At 44.9% G+C, this 21,488-nt stretch carries 13 protein-coding genes; 9 read left to right on the top strand and 4 right to left on the bottom strand.

The features are described 5' to 3' along the window. Positions 1-60: 60 nt before the first annotated feature. On the bottom strand, positions 61-2,061 hold the full coding sequence (gene ligA, locus M2134_RS08235) for an NAD-dependent DNA ligase LigA (RefSeq protein WP_280750914.1): 2,001 nt from the start codon (positions 2,059-2,061) through the stop codon (positions 61-63). 154 nt (positions 2,062-2,215) lie between these two features. On the opposite strand from ligA, the gene M2134_RS08230 reads away from it, so the two are divergent. After that, positions 2,216-3,007, top strand: a complete 792-nt coding sequence (locus M2134_RS08230; RefSeq protein WP_280750915.1) for a M23 family metallopeptidase — start codon at positions 2,216-2,218, stop codon at positions 3,005-3,007. Positions 3,008-3,036: 29 nt separating this feature from the next. Further along, positions 3,037-3,549, top strand: coding sequence for a DUF4251 domain-containing protein (locus M2134_RS08225; RefSeq protein WP_280750916.1), 513 nt, complete (start codon positions 3,037-3,039; stop codon positions 3,547-3,549). Positions 3,550-3,555: 6 nt separating this feature from the next. On the opposite strand, the gene M2134_RS08220 is transcribed toward M2134_RS08225, so the two are convergent. Then, positions 3,556-4,521, bottom strand: a complete 966-nt coding sequence (locus tag M2134_RS08220; protein WP_280750917.1) for a helix-turn-helix domain-containing protein — start codon at positions 4,519-4,521, stop codon at positions 3,556-3,558. Positions 4,522-4,808: 287 nt separating this feature from the next. Between M2134_RS08220 and M2134_RS08215 the strand changes: the two genes are divergently transcribed. The 3 genes from M2134_RS08215 (at position 4,809) to M2134_RS08205 (ending at position 6,310) form a co-directional block, all read left to right on the top strand. After that, positions 4,809-5,435 carry a DUF2975 domain-containing protein gene (locus M2134_RS08215; protein ID WP_280750918.1) on the top strand — a complete coding sequence of 209 codons (627 nt, stop codon included), beginning with the start codon at positions 4,809-4,811 and terminating at the stop codon, positions 5,433-5,435. A 10-nt stretch (positions 5,436-5,445) separates the two neighbouring features. After that, a complete protein-coding gene (locus M2134_RS08210) occupies positions 5,446-5,658 on the top strand; it encodes a helix-turn-helix transcriptional regulator (protein WP_280750919.1) in 213 nt (70 codons plus the stop codon). Positions 5,659-5,800: 142 nt separating this feature from the next. Continuing rightward, the gene (locus M2134_RS08205) at positions 5,801-6,310 is read left to right on the top strand and encodes a DUF3836 domain-containing protein (RefSeq protein WP_280750920.1); all 510 of its coding nucleotides are present in this window, start codon (positions 5,801-5,803) and stop codon (positions 6,308-6,310) included. 169 nt (positions 6,311-6,479) lie between these two features. Here the strand turns inward: M2134_RS08205 and M2134_RS08200 are convergent, their stop codons facing one another. Then, positions 6,480-7,721 (bottom strand): serine hydrolase domain-containing protein, encoded by a 1,242-nt coding sequence (locus M2134_RS08200; protein ID WP_280750921.1) that lies wholly within the window; start codon positions 7,719-7,721, stop codon positions 6,480-6,482. Positions 7,722-7,866: 145 nt separating this feature from the next. On the opposite strand from M2134_RS08200, the gene M2134_RS08195 reads away from it, so the two are divergent. Both M2134_RS08195 and M2134_RS08190 read left to right on the top strand, forming a co-directional pair. Next, positions 7,867-10,152, top strand: a complete 2,286-nt coding sequence (locus tag M2134_RS08195; protein ID WP_280750922.1) for a patatin-like phospholipase family protein — start codon at positions 7,867-7,869, stop codon at positions 10,150-10,152. Between the two features lie 204 nt (positions 10,153-10,356). After that, entirely contained in the window at positions 10,357-12,468 is a 2,112-nt protein-coding gene (locus M2134_RS08190) for a M3 family metallopeptidase (protein WP_280750923.1), read from the top strand. Positions 12,469-12,530: 62 nt separating this feature from the next. Here the strand turns inward: M2134_RS08190 and M2134_RS08185 are convergent, their stop codons facing one another. Continuing rightward, positions 12,531-16,364, bottom strand: a complete 3,834-nt coding sequence (locus M2134_RS08185; protein WP_280750924.1) for a two-component regulator propeller domain-containing protein — start codon at positions 16,362-16,364, stop codon at positions 12,531-12,533. Positions 16,365-16,595: 231 nt separating this feature from the next. On the opposite strand from M2134_RS08185, the gene M2134_RS08180 reads away from it, so the two are divergent. Next, entirely contained in the window at positions 16,596-19,766 is a 3,171-nt protein-coding gene (locus tag M2134_RS08180) for a SusC/RagA family TonB-linked outer membrane protein (RefSeq protein WP_280750925.1), read from the top strand. 17 nt (positions 19,767-19,783) lie between these two features. After that, positions 19,784-21,397, top strand: coding sequence for a RagB/SusD family nutrient uptake outer membrane protein (locus tag M2134_RS08175; protein WP_280750926.1), 1,614 nt, complete (start codon positions 19,784-19,786; stop codon positions 21,395-21,397). Positions 21,398-21,488 lie beyond the last annotated feature (91 nt).

The raw sequence follows: 21,488 nt of genomic DNA, 5'->3' as shown, positions 1-21,488 counted from the left end.
AGTTCTTCATCAAAAGTGGGGGAGATTTTGGATCAAAGGACCTGCCGTCTCCCAAACGCTTCAACTCAGTAATTGCAGGAATTCCTCTTCGTTCATAATCTTTACGCCCAGTTTGGCCGCTTTTTCCAGTTTGGCCGGCCCCATATTCTCTCCGGCAAGGATGTAATCGGTCTTTCCGGAAACCGATCCGCTGTTTTTCCCGCCGTGCTGCTCGATCATCGCTTTGTATTCATCGCGTGAATGTTTGGTGAAGGTGCCGCTGATCACAATGGTTAAGCCACTCAGTTTGTTCGATCGTCCGGCCAGTTTCTCTTCGGCTATCGCCATTTGCAAGCCCTCCTCTTTCAGGCGGTCGACCATTTGCCGGTTCTTCTCGTCCGCAAAATAGGCCAGGACGCTCTGCGCTATGCGCTCGCCTATTTCGTCCACCTCAATCAAGGCCTCCAGGGGGGCGGCCTCAAGCGCCTCCATGGTATGGAATGCATAGGCGAGTTTCTTGGCAACCGTTTCGCCTACATAGCGGATGCCCAGGGCGAACAATACCCTTTCGAAAGGCACACTCTTCGATTCACGCAGGCTTTCCATCAGGTTGCGGGCGCTTTTCTCTGCCCATCGTTCCAGGGTCAATAAATCCTGGATGCGCAGACTGTAAAGATCGGCCGCATTGGCAATAAGCCCTGCTTGGTATAGGTCTTCGACAGTCTCCGGTCCTATATTGATGTTCATCGCCCGGCGTGTAACGAAATGTTCTATCTTGCCTTTGATCTGTGGCGGGCATCCTGTTTCGTTCGGGCAATAATGCGCAGCTTCTCCTTCAGGACGTATCAGGGGCGTATTGCATTCCGGGCAGTTTTTGATAAAACGCACCTCTTCGCCCATCATGAAAGAGCGGGCTTCGGTGTTCACGCCTACGATTTTGGGAATGATCTCTCCGCCTTTTTCTACATAGACCTGATCGCCATAATGAAGGTCTAAGCCTTTGATGATGTCGGCGTTGTGCAGGGAGGCTCTTTTAACAATTGTGCCTGCCAATAAGACCGGTTCCAGGTTGGCTACCGGTGTGACAGCCCCTGTCCGGCCTACCTGGAAGGAAACGGTATTGAGTCTTGTCTCAGCCCGCTCGGCCTGAAACTTATAGGCAATAGCCCAACGTGGACTTTTGGCTGTGAATCCCAGGTTGCGTTGCTGGCGAAGTGAGTTCACCTTCAAAACAATCCCATCGGTGGCCACCGGCAGGTTCCGCCTTTCGTTGTCCCAATAGGCAATATAATCGAACACCTCTTCGAGGGTCTGGCATTTCCGGATCACATCGGGCACCTTGAACCCCCAGGAGCGTGCTGCCTGCAGGTTCTCAAAGTGGCCATCCGCCGGCAGTTGTTCGCCCAACAGGTAGTAAAAATAGGCATCCAGCCGGCGTGAGGCGACGATCTGCGGATTCTGTTGCTTCAGGGTGCCTGCCGCCGCATTGCGCGGATTGGCAAACAGTGGCTCCTCTTCCTCTTCCCGCTCTTTGTTGATGCGATCGAACTCCGCCCAGGGCAAGAGAATCTCTCCCCGGATCTCGAAAAGTTCCGGATGGTTGTCACCCCTTAATTTCAAAGGAATGGAACGGATGGTTTTTACATTAGCCGTCACCTCGTCGCCACGCGTTCCGTCGCCACGCGTGATGGCACGTGCCAATCGCCCGTTTTCATAGATCAACGAGATGGAGCTGCCGTCGTATTTCAACTCGGCAACGATCTCGAACGGCTCATTCAACGCCCTGGAAACACGGTCGTAGAACTCGCGTACTTCCTGCTCGGAATAGGTGTTGCTCAACGAAAGCATCGGGTAGATATGCTCCACCTGTTTGAATTCTTTGGTCAGGTCGCTCCCGACCCGTTGAGAGGGAGAATGGGGATCGGCATATTCCGGATGTTGTGCCTCTAAAGCTTCGAGTTGTTTCATCTTTTCATCGAACTCACGGTCCGATATGGTAGGCGAAGCCAGTACATAATACTGATAATTATGCTGTTCCAACTCTTCGCGAAGACTATTGATGCGGGATTCTATTTCGTTCATATACAAAAAGAGCATTTGATTTAGATATTAGATACAAATATAGTGAAAGTCGAAGACAAGGCAAAAAAACGATTTGGGAGGAATTTTAACGGATTTGTTTCGTTATTTCGAGGCTTACTCCTTACCTTTGAACCTCCTAATTCTATTATATATTATGTCGGGAAGAAGCAGCCATCTGTTTGTTGTCTTATTATTACTGTTTTTTCTGGGGGGAAGTGTCTCGTGCCACGCTCCCCGGTATGCCGATCATGCGCCCACCCTATTTTTCCCTTCCCTTGACGGACTGGATCTGCCATCTGTTTCCGCATTTAACTTCTACATACCCGAACCGGAATGGAAGCAGATCGATTTGACGCCTCGCAAAAGAATCACGCTGGATTTTACCTACTACGACACGCATCATGTGCGTTCGCAGGATTGCCTGCTTTTTTGTAATTCCGATACGGAGATAATCGACCTAGCTTTTCTCTCGGAAAATGATTACGCTTTTCCCCTGCCAGGTGCCAAAGTGATCTCTCCCTATGCGGGAAAGCGAAGTAGCCATTCCGGCGTCGACTTGAAAACCTGTGCCCACGATACCATTGTAGCGGCTTTCGACGGCGTGGTTCGTATGGCTCAACCCTATGCCGCTTATGGCAATGTGGTGGTTGTTCGCCATTACAATGGACTGGAGACGGTTTACAGCCATAACTCGAAGAATCTGGTCAAATCAGGTGACGTAGTGAAAGCCGGATATCCTGTTGCGTTGACAGGCCGTACCGGACGGGCAACAACCGAACACCTGCATTTTGAGACACGTATCAACGGACAGCATTTTAACCCGTCGCTCGTTTTCGATTTCACAACGAAAACTCTTCAACCCCAAAATTTGTTATGTATAAAAAAGGGTTCGTCTATTGTTGTAAAAGCAGTGGATCCCTTTCCTTTCCATTTGGTCTTTAGATAGACCTTTTGGTTCATGTAAAAAAAAGACCTATGAAAAAGTGTAGATTTATGATGCTATTGGGGTTTGCCCTATTGGTAGGAGGCACGCACCCCTTGTTTGCACAAAGCAAAAAAGAAAAGAAAGAGGCCTTGGCCAAAGAGGTAAAAGAATTGGTGGAAAGCGGTTCGTTTACGATAGAGGTCGACAGGGCATTGCCTATGTCGGGGCGGGCTGTTCACTTAACCGGCCCCTACTCCCTCAGGTTAGCGGGCGATTCGGTAATCTCTCATTTGCCTTATTTCGGAAGAGCCTATAGTGTGCCTTACGGTGGAGGCGAAGGATTAATTTTCAATACAACGATAACCGACAAGAATTTGAAGTACGACAAAAAAGGAAATGCAGATATTTCGTTCAAGGCCAAAACATCGGAAGACAGCCATACCTTTCATGTAAAGGTATTCAAAAATGGCAATACTTCTATCCAGGTTCAGTCAATAAACCGCCAAGGCATTTCCTTCAATGGCGAACTGCAACTCAACAAAAAAGAGACTGTTGCGGAGTAAAGAGAATTACAATGTATCTACAATCGCATGCTGGGCATTAAAGAAGGCAATCCGTTCTTTCTCGTTCGTGACAGAGATCTGAACAGCACTTCGCTTAAGCGATTTAATCCAACTGCTCACATTATCAAAGGGCATCTTTTCAAGGGAGGAGGTGGTAAGAATCACGAAAGAAGTGAACATGCTTACCTCTATCTTCTCAGTCCACATATAGGCATAGGTCACATCGATATGTGTATCGGAGATATAAAGCTCAAATTTATTCCCCGTATCGGGATAGTAGCCCAGATCGGCCAGTTTGCGCATATGGCGAAAAAACAGATGCAAATCTTCTTTCAGTAATTCTACCTCTTCCCGGGTGATCAAACCTATATGATGAAAATAACGGATATCATCCGTGACGCTGGTCGTAATCAAGCTGTCCCATATATAATAGGTATAGGACATCTTCCGGTATAAATGATAGAACTCTTGCCGGTATTCGACCTGAAGAGGAGCTTCCTTGACGCAGGAAAAAGGTTGGATATCGCCAAGATGGTATTTGTATTTCAATAGATAAAAACGGGCAAGGTATTCATAGTAAAAATGAAGCGACGAAGATATATTGCCTAATGCCACACCCATCTCCGAATAAGGCTGCTGCGTCAACGTTTCCAGAAATTGTTTGTCTTGTTCTATATGCCAGGGCTCCTGAAGTCCCATCTTTAGCTGCTGAGGATAATGAGAGGTCATTTTAGGACCTTCGTTCTTATTGGACAGCTTCAAAACAATGTCGTCAAGAGAAATATTCAACTTACCGGCTAACAAAATGCTCTCATGCAAGGTGAAAGAAACCTCTCCGCGCATACGACGGTAAGCGGCCGCCTTGTCAATACAAAGAATATCGGCAATTAGTGTCGCCGTTTTCGTCTTCTGTTGCTTAGATGTTTTTCCTTCAATGGCTTCGAGCAATAGCCTGTTAAAATTGTTTTCCATGGACATCACACATATTTACAGCGAATATATGCATTTATATGATAAGAAAAGAGGTTCCGGGATACATTTTTAGAAAGAAAAAGCTCTCTTTACAAAAAGAATCCAACCCAAGCAGACTCCCGAAAACCGCTTGTAGAACGGTTTCTCTCGTTTCTGAATAAAAATATATCGTTTTTCGATAAAATAATATCGAGAAAAGTTTGGTGGTGTCAAAAATAGTCTCTTTATTTGCATATCGAATAACGATAAATAACGCATGATTAACAACTAATAAATATTGAAAAGAGATGAAAAAGAGACTACTCGTTATCACATTTGTGATCATTTTTGCCTTCGGCATGCAAAGCGGATTTTTGGGAACAAGCTTTGTAAGAGGTTTTATGGATGGATGGAACTCACACGACTCGAATCCAACAGAGCATGTTATGTTTCTGGACGTACATCTGACACCGGAGGTTTCGGGCTCGACAGTTGGTCAGTTGATAAACGAAAAAACGGGCGAGGTCATACCGGCAAATATCCGTTCGGCTACACTTAGTATGGCACCCGACAGCCTTTTCCTAACGTTTGAAACCATCAGCGCCTTCATTCTCATAGGGACCATCATTATGATTGCCGTCTATTTTATAAAAATAGTTGTCGCCGTAAACCGCTCTATCGTTTTCGACTGGATCAATGTGAAACGCATCCGCTATATGGGAATAGGCCTATTGGTGGTCTTTGTCTTGGATTTCGGCAACTTTATCTACAGCAAAATATTGGTTGACCGGCTGATTGAAATAGAAGGCTACCGAACCATTGGCGATGAGTCGTTCAGCTTTCTTTATTTTATCCTGGGATTATCGGCTTTATTGATTGCGGAAGTGTTTGCCATCGGGCTGAGATTACGGGAAGAACAAGAACTAACTATTTAATCAAAACACCATGAGTATTATTGTCAATTTGGATGTTATGATGGCCAAGCGCAAGATCTCTTTGGGCGAACTCGCCGAACGCATTGACATCACGCCGGCCAACCTCTCGATCCTGAAAACGGGCAAAGCCAAAGCGATCCGTTTCTCCACCCTCGAAGCTATCTGCCAGGAGCTCGACTGCCAACCAGCTGATATCTTAGAGTTTAGGAAAGACGACGAATAAGCAATAAGCCTTCAGAAGGTCGTTTCATCGGCCAAATTCATCATAAATAATCTTTCAGTATCGGGCAACTATTTTGCCCGACAAGCCACCGGCATATCTAAAAACAAACAAGAAATCAACTAACAATTAAAAAAATAAAGTCATGAAAAAGTCAGTATTTACCATCGCATTAGTATCTGTGTTACTTACCATCAGTAGCTCCACCCTATCAGCAAAGACGGAATCTCTTCCGAAGTTTCTTTACAGCACCACCACAGTAGAGGGGCAAATCGCCTCGAAAGAGGTATGCAAACAGACAGAGACAGGCGCTTATAAACGTCATCTGCGCTACGACTACACCTATACCGACCAGGGATTGCGTGCTTCCTGTCGCGCCTCACGTTGGAACCATCAAACCGGCGTTTGGGAGAATTGGTATCTGATCACCTATGCCTACGATGAGGTCTTAAACGTTGCCACCTTAAACTACGCCTTGTGGAACAAAACAATACAAGCTTTTGACGCTCCAAGTGAAAAGGCGGTTTATCAATACAATGCCGATGCCAACTTACTTGCCTACGCACAGTATGAGAAACAAACAACAGAAAGCCACTGGGAAGTGAAAAGACTATTTGGACTCAATAGCTATGCCATCACCCAATGGCATCAATAAAGCATCTACCGAAGCTATAGGAATTGACCCAAAAGCTATCTGTTTCATAAATTAAACACAGAGGCACGGAGAAACAGAGTTTTTAATTCTTTGATAATAAAAGACTCTGTTTCTCCGTGCCTCCGTGTTTTAATTTATGCCAAACCTTTGAGTCAGTTCCGTCATTCTCTTATTCCAACGCCTGATAAACAGTATTCAGGAATTTCTCCCATACTTTCGTATCAGGAATACGGTTGGTGTACAGGAGGATAATCATATCTTCTTTATGATCTATGATGTAATCGGTATTGGCCATACCTCCCCAGGAGAGTGCTCCGGGCGATACCATAGGCGTGAAATTACTGATTGCTTTACGCTCCACCGGATTTTCGGGATGAATCTGGAAAGCCAAGCCAAACTGGAAATCGGCACCACCGCTATTGGGATAGGGCAGTTGGTTTTCCTTCATCATTTCCACCGTATGGCGTCCTAAGATACGCTTTCCGTTGAACACCCCGTAATTGAGTATCATCTGGCAAAAACGGGCATAGCCTTCAATCGTTCCGCTCAAGCCACTGGAGCCACCTGCGTAACGACGATCCTCGCCGAAAGGATTCTTCCCGCTCCACATCTCGGTCGGTTCCATTTTGCCCGCCTCATTGGCGCGATAGATCGTCACAAAACGCTCCCGATAGGATTCGTCATAGAAATAGGCCATATCTTTTATGCCCAGGGGCTCCAACACCTCTTCGCGCACAAAATCCTGCAAAGGCTTTCCCGAGAAATACTCCACCAGATAGCCGCATACATTCGAAGCGGGGTTGTAGTTCCAGTTTGTGCCCGGCTCAAACAACAGCGGACATTTCACCAGGTCTTTCACATATTCCGCCAGCGTCGGATAATCGCTCTTCATCATACCGCGCTGCGGATTCACACCCGACGAATGGCTCAACAGGTGGCGTATGGTCACCGGTTGGCGCACCGTACGGGTGTCGATTTTCGTATCGCTGATCCGTCGCTCGATCACCTGGTCGGTCATCTCCGGAATATACTTCACCACCGGATCGTCTAATTGAAATTTCCCCTGTTCAAACAAAATCAAGAGCGCCACCGAGGTGATCGCTTTTGTCTGGGAATACATCCGGAAGATATCATCTTTCTGCAAAGGGATCTGCTGTTCCACATCCCGCCAGCCAAAGGCTTTATGGTGAACCACCTGTCCGTTTTTAGCCACAAAAGTCAACGCATGCGGAATAACCCCCTGGTCGACATACTCCTGAAGCAGTCGATCAACACGATCCAACCGCGACTTATCCACCCGGATAGCTTTATAATCAGGTGAATACTTAAACGTCTGGGCGATAGCTTCCCCACGACCGATGCCCGTCAACAGGCACACCACACATAACATACTGAATAAAGATCTCTTCATAACATTTTCGGATTAGAATGATTTCTCACAAAACTATAAAAAAAAGAAAACTTTTCATTCCAAGCGATTGTTTTTATTTTAAGCTATAAGTTTATTGTATGTATTGAAAATAGACCTATTTTTGTATGTAAGCAGTGCCATTTATATGAAAAAAAGTATTCTCATACTCCTTATTTTTCTGTTCCCGATCACCTTGCCGGCTCAACGAGTGGGGTTGGTAATGAGCGGTGGTGGAGCCAAAGGAGCCGCCCATATCGGCGTAATTAAAGCCTTGGAAGAAAACGACATCCCTATCGACTATGTGACAGGCACCTCCATCGGATCCATCATCGGCAGTCTGTACGCCATGGGCTATTCGCCCGACGAGATGTTGGAGTTATTACTCTCCAAGGAATTTTCCTATTGGCAGTCGGGACTGGTAGAAGAAGAATACAGCTATTATTTCCGGGAGCCCTACCCTACCCCGGAATTCGGTCATTTCTCGATCGACTTTTCGGACTCCTTGCAGATAAAACCCAGCTTTCTGACCCCGACCAGCCTAATCAATCCGATCCAGATGAACCAGGCTTTTATGGGACTCTTCGCGCAGGCAACCGCCAAAGCGGCCTGGAATTTCGACAACCTCTTTGTGCCGTTCCGCTGCGTGGCTTCTGATATTTATGCAAAAAAAGCGATTGTCTTCCGCAATGGAGACCTGGGCGACGCCGTGCGCGCCTCGATGAGCTTCCCTTTTGTTTTTCAGCCTATCTGGAAAGACAGCATACCATTATACGACGGAGGTATTTATGACAATTTCCCCATAGGCCCCATGCGGGAAGATTTCAATCCCGACTTTATATTCGGTTCGGCCGTAGCAGGTGCCGACCAGGGCAAGGTGTCGGAAACGCTCACCAATCAGCTTGAAAACATGGTCATGCAACGGACCAACTATCAAGTGCCCGAAGAGGAGGGCATGATGATCCATTTCCGTTTCCCGGATGTCAACCTACTCGATTTCCCGAAGGCAAAAGAGCTGATGGATATAGGATACAACCGCACCATGTTGCTGATCGATTCGATCAAGGCACGTGTGCCTCGCGAGGTGCCGCTGGCCGAGGTCAACGCCCGCCGAAAAGCCTACAAAGAGAACCTCCCGCCTCTTCTCTTCAAGAATATCTATGTCACCGGTGTGAGCGATGCGCAGAAATTGTATATCGAAGCACAGCTACAACGCGATATCAACAAAGAGTTCTCCATGGAAGAGTTCCGGCGCGCCTATTTCAAGATGCTCACCTATTCCAAGATCCGCGAGATCATCCCACACGCCATCTACAATAGGAAAGAAAACAAATTCGACCTCTACCTCGATGTCAAAATGAAAGAAGAGGTAAGCATCGGATTCGGCGGTAATGTGTCGTCCCATCAGGCCAATCAGCTCTTTCTGGGCATTGGCTATCAATTCTTGGGACAATTAGCCTCGGAGGTGAAGGGAAATTTCCAGGTGGGTAACTCATTCAATGGCATCATGCTCGACGGCAGGGTCTACCTGCAAAGCCGCGTGCCCTCTTACCTGAATCTGCGAGGCGTTTATTCCAACAAAAACTTCTCGGAAAGCCAGTCGCTCTTCTATGAAGATGTTGTGCCCGCCATTATGCGGCAAAAAGAGATCTATACCAAACTGTTGGTCGGATTGCCCTTTCTGAACAAGGCAAAGGCCGAAATCGGTGTGGGGGTAGGCTACCTGAACGATCGCTACCTGCAAACCACCGACCTCACCGCCTTCGATCACAGCCGCTATAACCTCTTCCATATCTCGTTGAGCCTTCATCAGAACACCTTGAATGCCAAACAATACCCCATATCGGGCAGTCAAAAGGCACTGACAGCCTTCTTTGTATCCGGCAATGAGAAATACAACGGCAGGAATTTCTCCGGCGGCCGATCGTCAGACGAGCGACATCATAGCTGGCTGCAGATGAAGGGAAGATTGGAAAACTACCATGATTTAAGTAACCGCTTCAACCTGGGCTACTCCTTCGAGGTATTTGTCTCCAGCAAAAACCTGATGAACAACTACACCTCCTCCGTACTGCAGGCGCCCGCCTTTACCCCGACGCCGCATAGCAAGATTGTCTTCAACGAAGCCTTCCGGGCCAACCAATACATCGCAGGAGGCATCTCCCCCATTTTCAAACTAAGCCGCATAGCCCATCTGCGTCTCGATCTCTATACCTTCAATCCCTTGTATGAGATCCGGCGAGACGAAAAATTAAAACCCTACTACGGCAAATTCCTCCACTCCTTTGAATACATGGGCGAAGCCGCCCTGGTATTCCAATTGCCCTTCATCTCGTTAAGCCTCTACGCCAATGGCTATAGCTATCCAAGACAAAACTTCAACTTCGGCCTGAACATCGGCTACCTCATCTTTAACCCGAAATTCTTGGATTAAAACCGGAATGATTTAAGCCACGGATGATACGGATTTGATGCGGAATCTGCAGATTTGGTAAGATTTGAAGATTTTCAAACTATCCCCTTCCCGCCCCTTTTTCGTTCTTCCACACTGCTTCTTGGGGAAAATGATATAAGAAAAAAAATAGTTCTTATATTTGTCTGTTAATTCATAAATTCCAACTATAAATTTAAACAGCAAATGAAACATGTATGTATGGCTTTTAGTGTAGCGGTTTTAGTATGCGCGACTGCTTGTACGGAAAGTAAAGAGAAAACCAACGAAAATCCGTTCCTGTCGGAATACACGACTCCGTATGGTGTTCCCCCGTTTGAAGAGATAAAACTGGAGCACTACAAACCGGCTTTCCTCCAGGGAATGGAAGAAGAAATGGCAGAAGTCGAGGCTATCTGCAACAACAAAGAGGAGCCGACATTCGAGAATACGATTGTCGCCCTGGATCAAAGTGGCAAATTATCGAACAAGGTAAGCGCGGTGTTCAGCGGACAGAACAGTGCGAACACCAACGATGAAATGCAGGCGTTAAGCCGTGAGATGTCCCCTCTGTTCTCGAAACACAGTGATGACATTCGTTTGAATCCGGTCTTGTTTGCCCGGGTGAAAGCGGTTTACGATAAAAAAGAGCAGCTGAATCTCAACAAAGAGCAAGCCAAACTCCTGGAAGAGACCTACAAAGGCTTTGTTCGCGGTGGTGCCAACCTGCCTGCCGACAAACAGGAGAAACTGCGCGAATTGAATAGCGAAATCTCTATGCTTCAGTTGACCTTCGGTCAGAATATGTTGCAGGAGACCAATGACTTCCAACTTATCATCGAAAAAGAAGAAGACCTGTCGGGATTGCCGGAAAGCCTGATTGCCAATGCGGCGGCCGTAGCCAAAGCAGCCGATATGGAAGGCAAATGGATCTTCACGTTGCAAAACCCCAGTGTGATGCCATTCCTGCAATATGCCGACAACCGTGAATTGCGTGAAAAGATATTCAAGGGATACACCATGCGCGGCAACAACAATAACGAAGCTGACAATAAAAAGGTGGTAGCCGAATTGGTTGCCAAACGCCTTGAAAAAGCAAAGCTAATGGGCTACGACACCTATGCCGCCTTTGTGTTGGAAGAGCGTATGTCGAAAGATGCTAAAAGCGTTTATGACCTATTGAATGAGCTTTGGACACCGGCTTTAGCCAAAGCCAAAGAGGAACTGAACGATATCAAGGCGGAGATTCGTAAAGAGGGAAAAAGCTTTGAACCGGAAGGTTGGGACTGGCGTTACTATTTCGAGAAAGCCAAGAAAGCGAAGTTCGACCTGGATGAAAACGAAGTACGTCCCTACCTGAAACTGGAAAACGTGCGCGATGGTGCTTTCTGGGTAGCCAACAAACTGTATGGCATCACCTTCAAGCAGTTAGATAATATGCCGTTGCCGCATCCCGAAGCACAAGCTTTCGAATGTAAAGACAAAGACGGTACCCTATTGGGCGTATTATATATGGACTTCTTCCCGCGCGCAAGCAAACGCGGTGGTGCCTGGTGTGGCGGTTATCGCTCTCAGACCTACGAAGCCGGTAAACGGGTGGTACCTGTTGTGACCATTGTATGTAACTTCAGCCAGCCGGCCGCCGGACAACCCGCCCTATTGAGCGCAGACGAAGCAGAAACCCTGTTCCACGAATTCGGACACGGCCTGCATAGCCTGTTCCGCGACGTTCATTATTATGGCATCAGCGGTGTTCCCCGCGACTTCGTAGAGCTGCCCTCGCAGATCATGGAGCATTGGGTGTTCGAACCGGAGGTGTTGAAACAATATGCCAAGCATTATGAAACTGGCGAAGTGATGCCTACCGCACTGATTGAAAAGCTGGACAAGAGCGGTAAATACGGACAAGGATTCGTGACCACAGAGTATCTGGCAGCCTCTTTATTGGATATGGATTACCATGTATTGACAGAGATTCCTGCCAACTTTGATGTGATGGAGTTCGAAAACAAGGTATTAAGCGACCGCGGAATCTTGAAACAAATCCCGTCGCGCTACCGCACCACCTACTTCAACCACACCATGGGTGGAGGATATACCGCCGGTTATTACAGCTATATCTGGGCAGAAGTACTGGATGCGGATGCTTACCAGGCATTTGTTGAAACAGGAGACATCTTCAACCAGGAGGTAGCTGTCAAGTTCCGCAATTATGTATTGACACCAGGCGGCATCGATGACGCCATGGATATGTATGTCAATTTCCGAGGCAAACGCCCCAACACGGAGCCTTTATTAAAGAACAGAGGACTTAAATAAAACGACATCAAACAACACAAAAACGGGAGGCAGATCGCTTCCCGTTTTTTTTTGCTGGTATTTTAATCATTATCTATCACATTGTTCTTTTTGCTTTGAAGATATTCATGCGGTGTTTTTCCAAATTCCGACCGAAAACTGCGGGTAAAGTAAGAGGCATTGGAGAATCCAACCATATACATAACCTCTGCAACCGTAAAATTGCCATTATCGAAGAGTATCACCGCTTTTTTCAAACGGATAGATCGTATATATTCCACGGTTGACATATTCGTCAATTGCTTGATTTTTCGGTAGAGTTGTTTGGAACTGATACCACTAAGCTTACAAAGCGTGTCAACAGACAAGTCCGGATCATCAATATGTTCTTCGATGATTTTTGTTATACGCACTAAAAATTTTTCATCCATAGAGATCTCTCCTTTCATCTCCGGCGTTGTAATCTGTTCCATTCTCACTTGCTGCCGAAGTCGTTCCTTATTACCTATAAGCTGAGAGACTCGCGCTTGTAAAAGAGAATAATCAAATGGTTTAGAAATAAAAGCATCAATACTTAATTGAGCACTTTGCCGTTCTATCTGACTATCTTTTTGTGCTGTCAACAGGATGATAGGCACAGTAGTCAATGGCAGGTGTTGTCTGAGACGGCGACACATTTCCAACCCATCCATAATAGGCATGACCGCATCTGTAATGATAAGATCAGGCAATAGGTCCAGGCATAGTTTTAATCCTTTTTTCCCATTGTGTGCAATGACACAGCGGTAATCCTCTTTTAATAATTCCTGAATAAAATGGGCAGTCGACACATTATCCTCTACCAAAACAATTAAAGGCTTTTTATCGTCATCACAAAAAGATAGTGGTTCTTCAGCCTCCCTATATTCCCCTTCTCTGTTTTGCAGACAATTGATTGGCAACGTGACATGAAAGACCGATCCTTTTTCATCAGAAGAAACCTCAATAGAACCCTTATGTATCTCTACATAATCTTTTACAATAGAGAGTCCTATTCCAGTCCCTTCATAGTCCTTCATAGCTGTTCGTGAAGATTGGTAATAACGTTGAAAGATGTAGGAGAGCTCCGCTTTCGGGATGCCAACACCTGTATCAGTCACCTTAATAGAGAGATTCGAGAGCGATTCGTCGTAAGCTAAAGAGAAAATAATGTTCCCATCTTCCGGAGTATACTTACAGGCATTGGTCAGTAGATTATTTAATACGGATTCCATTTTAGAGATGTCAACATGCGTATATATCTTATCTCGATTAGTCGTGAATATGAAATTTTGCTTTCCGTAGCGCAAATTTTCTTTATATGAATCGAATATAGTCCGAGCAAAGTCTACAAATTCTATTTCAGAAGAGATAAAACTCTGGCGCATCTTGTCATCATCCTGATATGCTTCAATCGAAAAATGAATCAAAGAGCTCAGTTTGATCGCATTGGTATAGATCAATTCTACCAACTCTTTATCTTCTTGCGGTTGTTTTCCATGGAGAAGTTTACTGGAAGGGGCTATGATTAGGCTCAATGGGGTTTTAAACTCATGAGCAATATTTGTAAAAAACTGCATTTTGGAACGTGCCTGTTCCATGAGTGTTTTTCTTTGCTCCCGCTCAATACGCAAACGATTACGCACGATATAGAAATTAACTATCCACCAAAGAAAGCCTGCAAATACCAATAGATAAAAGCCTTTGGCAAAGGTCGAAAGATACCAGGGTGGACGGATGGTAATAAACAAGATCGGTTTTGTTTGTGCTCGCTCTTCCGGCAGTTGAGAGGAGGAGACAAACAGCTTGTATTTTCCCGGAGTAAGATTAGGCAGAAGAATAGAATTCTCACCTCCTTTCAGCTTCACCCATTGGGAGTTGTAATCATCTAACCGAAAGGAAAAGGTCATTAGCCTTTCATGGGTGTACTGGTAATCAGAAAATGAAATCGTCAGATTATTCTGGTCATGATTTAAGACTACATTTCCTTCGCGGCAGCGCTCATAATCCAATTCCTGCTCACCATTAATCTTGATGTTTGTTACCTGAATATCGTTCCCTGCTGAGGAATAGGATATATAGGCCGGATCGATCAAAGCCAATTTATTGGTTGTTCCTAACCATACCCTGTTTATGGTAGAATCATAATAAATAGAGAGGTATTTTTCTGTAGTACCGATGTGCTGTACGTTCAAGCTCTCTTTATGCACAATAAGAATTCCTTCGGATGTTGTCAACCAAAGCGTTTCACCCACTTCTGTCATCGCATAAACCTCGGACGAAGGGGCATTCTCAAGCGGAACACTATGCACAATTCTCTCTCCCTGGTTCATTTCTATGCGAAACAATTCATTCCTTGTGCTAATCCAGATTCTCCCCTTCGAATCTCCAATCAAACAATCCGCATCTAGCATGGACCCGCTTTGCAACTGTTCTACCGGATGTACGGTTCGGGTGGCCAGGTTGATGTAATCAATTCGATGGTTATTCACTAATGCCCATAAATTCTTTTCATTATCCATCACGATACTGTAGACATCGTTGCTATACAACCCCTCTTTTTTCGTATATCGATAGCGTGAATACAAGGTATCTCTTGCGTTGGTTATATTTCCATTGACACAATAGATGCCATGGAAAGTAGCAATCCACAAATCTCCGTTTGCATCATCAATGATGTCATAAATCCAGTTAGAAGGGTCTTCCGCTAAGAAATAGGAGGAGAAAGCTCTTCGGGCGGGATCATACAATAGGAGTCCCCTGTCTGTCGCAGCCCATAAGCGTCGAGAACGATCCTCGTATATTCTTCGAATTCGGTTGTGAGGTATAGGATATATACTATCATTCATACGGAACCAATGGTGGGTCATATCTTCCCCCTCTATATCTTCGATATTAATAAGCCCATGAGTTCCCCCTAACCATAAGGAGTTAGTATAGTCACGTTGAATATGAAAGATTTGATTGCCATTACCCGAACGCGTAATCGATGGTAGGAAAAACGACTTTAACATCTTATTGTGAGCCGACATAGATAAGCCATCATCCGTCCCCAACCATATATTGTTATCCTTATCTTTGAAAATAGCCCAAACAACATCTCCCGGCAAAGAGGTATTATTACGTGCGTCATGTACAACATGGGAGATTTCATTCTTTTGATTGTAGACAAACAAGCCATTATCTGTTCCCAAGAGCAGATTGCCATCCTGGTCACGGCACAGGGTTTTTACAACCGGGAAGTCTCTGACTATTTTCAATTCCCACGTTGTCAGATCAACCCGTATGAGTGAAGGTCCTGTTCCCACCCATAAACAATTGTCGGATTCTTCCAAAAGCAAAGAGCCAGCTATTAAAAAGGGAAAATCCATCTTCTGAAATGTTTCATCATTCAGTGAATAACGCCCTATACCGTGCATCATACCCACATATATATGCTCTTTATCAGCCGCCAAAGAATATATATTTTTGAAAGCCTCTTCAGAAGAAGTAACCACGGGGCGGATTTCTTTTTTATCTATATGGTATACATACAAACCCGTTTCTGCACCAATCCATATCTTATTGTTATGCTTCAACAGAGATCTGACTGTTTCGTGAAAAGAGAAATTCAAGGAAGAAAACTTCCCATTCGTAAGGTCAAGTGTTATAATGCCGGCATCACAACCCAAGTAAAGAGTTTGTTGATGAATCAAACAACAATTAATTAATTGATGAGAAGTGGCGCCTTCCGAGATATGGTGATGTACATCATACCCATCATAACTATAGAGTCCTCTTGTTGTACCAAACCAAAGCATCCCCGAATCATCTTGTGTAATACAGCGAATGGGCAATGTCTTTGTTTTATCCTCAATATTATTGAATGTCTGGTAGCGTACAGGAAGAGTGGAAGCCATGATTTCACATGTACACCATAAACAGGCAAGGAGAAAAAAAATGTGTGATTTCATACAATATAATATAAGCGCTATTCACAAATATACAGGTTTTTATTGTCATAAAACACCCCTGTTTTACAGGTAAATACACAAATGTCCATTTTGTGTTAGTAAGTGTCCAAAATGATCCCGCCTCGCTGGTTTAGCCCCATACCTTTGTGTCTGAATTTTTTAACAATTTATCGTACTATGAGTGAACAAACAAAAACCAGTAAGAGCGAGAACAAGTGGTTCTGGCTTTTAGATTACTTAAAAGTGAATTTTCTAAGAAAAATCACGATTATCGGAGTTGGGCTCTTCTGTGCAACTATTGTTTTTGCACAGACTATCAAAGTAACCGGACAAGTGACAGACGAAGCCGAGGAAGCTATCATAGGAGCTTCGGTCAGGGTCGCAGGAACATCAACAGGGACCGTTACGGACATTGACGGTAGATTTGAACTACAAGTAGAAAAGGGAAGCCTTCTGGAAATATCCTATATAGGATATACCCCCAAGCAGGTATCAGTAACCGAGGCGGGACCTTATCTTGTCGTTTTAAGTGAAGACACCAAAGTGTTGGACGAAATCATTGTAACAGGTTATGGAGCAGTATCCAAAAAGAATCTGACCACCTCTATCGTAAAGGTCAAAGCAGAGGAGATACCCAAAGCAGCCACCAGCAATATGTCTCAGATGTTGATGGGGCGCGCTGCCGGTTTGCAGGCCACGGTAGCCAGTGCTCAACCCGGTGGAGGAGTCAATCTTTCTATTCGTGGCGCGGGTGCCCCTATCTATGTGGTAGATGGCATGGTAATGCCTGCCTCTTCGTTGGAGGGTAGCAGCGGAGGAAGTACCACCGTGATGCCGTCAAGCGTAAATCGCTCCGGCTTGGCAGGATTGAACCCGGAAGATATCGAGTCGATTGAAGTATTGAAAGACGCTTCAGCATCTATTTATGGTATCGGCGCGGCTAATGGCGTTATTTTGGTAACCACCAAAAAGGGGAAAGAGGGAAAAGTAAAAGTAACATACGATGGAAATCTTTCCGTTGTCAAAAACTACCCTTACCTGGAGATGCTCGATGCGAAAAACTATATGACCTATGTCAATGCTTTCGGGAAAGAGCAATATATGTACAATAACAATATGGGCGTATATGGTTCAACCCCTTACGATAATGGTTTTTCGGACATATTCAACAGCAATGATATCGCTTCCGCCCAAACAACCAACTGGAGAGATATGGTATTGAAAGATGGTAGTATCTCTAATCATAACATCACCATTCAAGGAGGAACGAAAGCTATTAGCTACTATGTCTCGGGGAACTACTTCAACCAGGAAGGATCTGTCTCCAACTCTAAAATGGAACGTTATACATTGCGAAGCAACATATCCGCGCAATTAACCAGTTTACTGAAATTGTCCACAGCCATCAATATCAACAAAAACATCAATCAAAACGGTACAGTGGGTGGTTCTTCAAGCGGTAGAGGCGATCAGGCAGCCGGTGCTCTGGCCTCAGCTATGCTTTATCCTACCTATCTTCCCTTGTATGACGCAGAAGGAAGATATACTGTTTATCAGAACTATCCGAATGGCGTAGCCATGGAAAAGCTGCAAAACGAGTCAAAGAATTCCGGATACAATATGAACTTCGCCGCCGATTTTGATATTATCAAAAATATGCTGACAGCAAAGGTATTATTCGGTTATAACAATGAGAATTCGGAACGTAGCGTATACATTCCTTCCGATGTCTATTTTGACCAGATGTATAAATCGCGTGGTAACCTGAGCCGTGACGAACGTTATAACACCACCTTGGAAGGCTTCATAAACTTCAACAAAGTATTTAGCGAGAACTTCCGGATGGATGCCGTAGTAGGGATGGGACGTTACCTGAACAAATACACTGGCATGAATGTCAGCTATACGGACAACAACGATGTCCTGGCCAACGACAATATCGGTGCTGCCTCCGGCACATTCACACCAAACTCGTACAGAGCGGAAGATGAAAAACGTTCTCAATTTGCCCGCGCAAGTTTTGACTTCTTCGACAGATATGTCATTTCAGGAACTATACGTCGAGACGGTACAGACAAATTCTTTAAAGACAAAAAATATGCTTGGTTCCCTTCTGTTTCTGTGGCATGGAAGATTTTCAATGAAGAGTTTATCAAAAATGTAGAATGGATTAATCTGTTGAAACTAAGAGCCTCTTACGGTGTAACGGGGAATGACAACTTGGGCACTACGCTGTATGGTTCCTACGGTGCGTTTGGCAATCATGTTATGTTTAGCAATAATTCGGTAAAATACATCCCCTACTATCTAAAAAGTAAAGATTATCCGAATGTAACCTGGGAAAAGACGATCATGCAAAATATCGGTTTGGACTTTTCCTTTCTGGACGATCGAATCAGTGGTAGTTTCGACTATTTCTGGAATGACATTACCGACATGTTGGGAACTGCGAATGCCGATGGATTGTCTATGTTCTCCTCCTACCCTATCAATGGCGGACATATCCGTCGCTATGGCTGGGACGCGACAATCAATACGGAAAACATAAAGACCAGCCATTTCAAATGGACCTCCATCTTGACCTTGTCTCATTATAACTCGATCTGGAAAGAACGCATGCCGAATTATGATTACCGAGAATATCAAAAACGGGAGAACGAACCGGTTAGGGCTTTATATTTCTATCGTACCGACGGAATCATCAATGCCGATAAGAGCAATATGCCCGCTCATCAGCCCGAGACGCATCAAAAGCCGGGGATGCCTATCCTTAAAGATTTGAATAAAGACGGAGAAATCACGGTAGACGATGTAGATTTAGTCAATGTGGTTCCCGCTTTGTATTGGGGATTTGGAAACACCTTTGCCTACAAAAATTGGGATCTGGATGTCTTCATTTATTCGCAACTGGGACTCCGAAAATATAACGACACCTATTCATGGACCCGAGGTAACGATATCGCAAATCAAAAGGCGAATCAGTCTATTTACATAAAAGACGTTTGGCATTCCGAATTAAATCCGAACGGTAAGATTCCGGGATTAGCGCATGCACTCTCTCCAGTCTCTTTACCTGGCGGCGCAGGTACAGACATCGGCTATGAAGATGCTTCCTTTGTTCGGGTGCGCAATATGACGCTGGGCTACAATTTCACCCAATCCAATTTAGGCTCATTGGCAAATTACATCAACCATATACGAATCTATGTGGATGTTCAGAATCCTTTCACCTTCACGAGCTTTATCGGATTTGACCCGGAGGTAAATACAGGAGGTAGCTATAAATCAGGAAAAGCAGAATATCCCCAAACACGTACCTATTCTGTAGGTGTAAAACTATCGTTCTAACATAAAAAATAACAATCATGAAGAAAATACTTTATTCAGCACTCTTAACGGGCTTAATGGTTTTAGCCGGGTGTGAAAATGATTTTGACGCAAAGATTTACGGATCCCTGTCGACAACAAACTTCCCTGCGTCTGAAGCGGATTACGAGAGTTACATGATGGATTGCTATATTCCCTTTTCCGTAAACTGGACATATCAGTGGAGCGGCAGTTCTAATCAACATAACTTCTATGTATCAGAAGGCGGAATACACCGTATGTTAGACACCACATCGGATTTATGCGCGCCGTGGACCATTGGCACCTGGGGTGGTCCCTTTATCTATATGCCTAAAGGGCAATACGACGATATGAAGTTTGCCGGAAGAACAAGTAATGTCCTGCCATCTCATTTTGAAAAAGTACGCGACATTTCCCGAATGACTGAAATCATTGGGACTTTAGAGAAGGCCACGATCCTTTCTGAAACAAAAAAGAAAGAATTAATTGGAGAAGCCAGGCTATTGCGGGGAATGACCATGTACTATTTAATGCATTTTTATGGTCCGATTCCTGTCATCTTAGATCCTGAAATGGTTGGTGACATAGAAGCGGAAAAGAAAATGGAACGCCCTACATTGGCTTATATGGCAGAGGCTATCGCGGCGGATTTTGAATATGCCGTTGAGAACATGGCCGAAAAACAAGCCGAAAAAGGACGATACACGGCCGATTATGCCCGCTTTTGCCTGATGCGCCACTACCTGAACGAGGGAGCTCACATGGATGGGTACTACAAAAAGGCCTACGACCTGTTTTCTCAATTTACCGGGACATACTCCCTGTTCACCGCAGGTGCGAATCCCTACGTAGATCAATTTAAAATTGCCAATAAGTTTAATTGTGAAATCATCATGGCAGTATCATGTTCCGAAACGGCTACAGGCAGTGGTTCTCTGGGCAACTTCAATCCTTTCTCCTGGTATCTGGTGCCATGGGACGCGGCCAAGTACGACGACAAAGGAGAACCAACCCCGTTTGTCAATCAGGGAGGAGGCTGGAGTCAATGCTACAATGTCGATCCTCAGTTTTACGACACATTTGAAGAGGGTGACTTACGAAAAGAGGCGATTGTCACCTCTTATTATAGCACGCTGCATAAAGGATGGGTTACCCGAAATGATATAGGAGTGAAATGGGATGGATTCATCCTTAACAAATACCCCATCGAAACGGCTACCTCTTTTCAAGGAACCGACTTCCCTCTGGCACGCTGGGCAGATGTATTATTGATGTATGCTGAAGCAGATGTTCGCTTGAATAAAACCGTATCGGCTTCTGCTATTGCTTGTGTCAATCAGGTACGTAATCGAGCCGGCTTAGAAGCTCTCCCTGCCGCGGCGACCTCTTCCGTTTCCGCATTTATGGACGCGCTGCTTACAGAGCGGGGACATGAACTTTTCTATGAAGGAGGCAGAAAGGTTGATTTGGTAAGATTCAATAAATTCTATCCTATCATGACATCGTTTGGTTATGAGCCAACCAGCCAATATTTCCCACTTCCCAACTTCGCCGTAGAGCAGGCGGAAGCCGCGGGATACACCTTAACTCAATATTTCACAAGAGACGATTACGAAGGTCCTAAAAAATAAATAGCTTATTTGGGGTAAATTCTGTGAAAGCCTATTCCACAGAATCTACCCCAAACAATCATACTTCAAAGCTCACCAAGAAGAAATGAAC

It is taken from the genome of Parabacteroides sp. PM6-13, assembly GCF_029892605.1.
Classification (GTDB): domain Bacteria; phylum Bacteroidota; class Bacteroidia; order Bacteroidales; family Tannerellaceae; genus QVMG01.
This window is presented reverse-complemented; position numbering and strand designations above follow the sequence as displayed.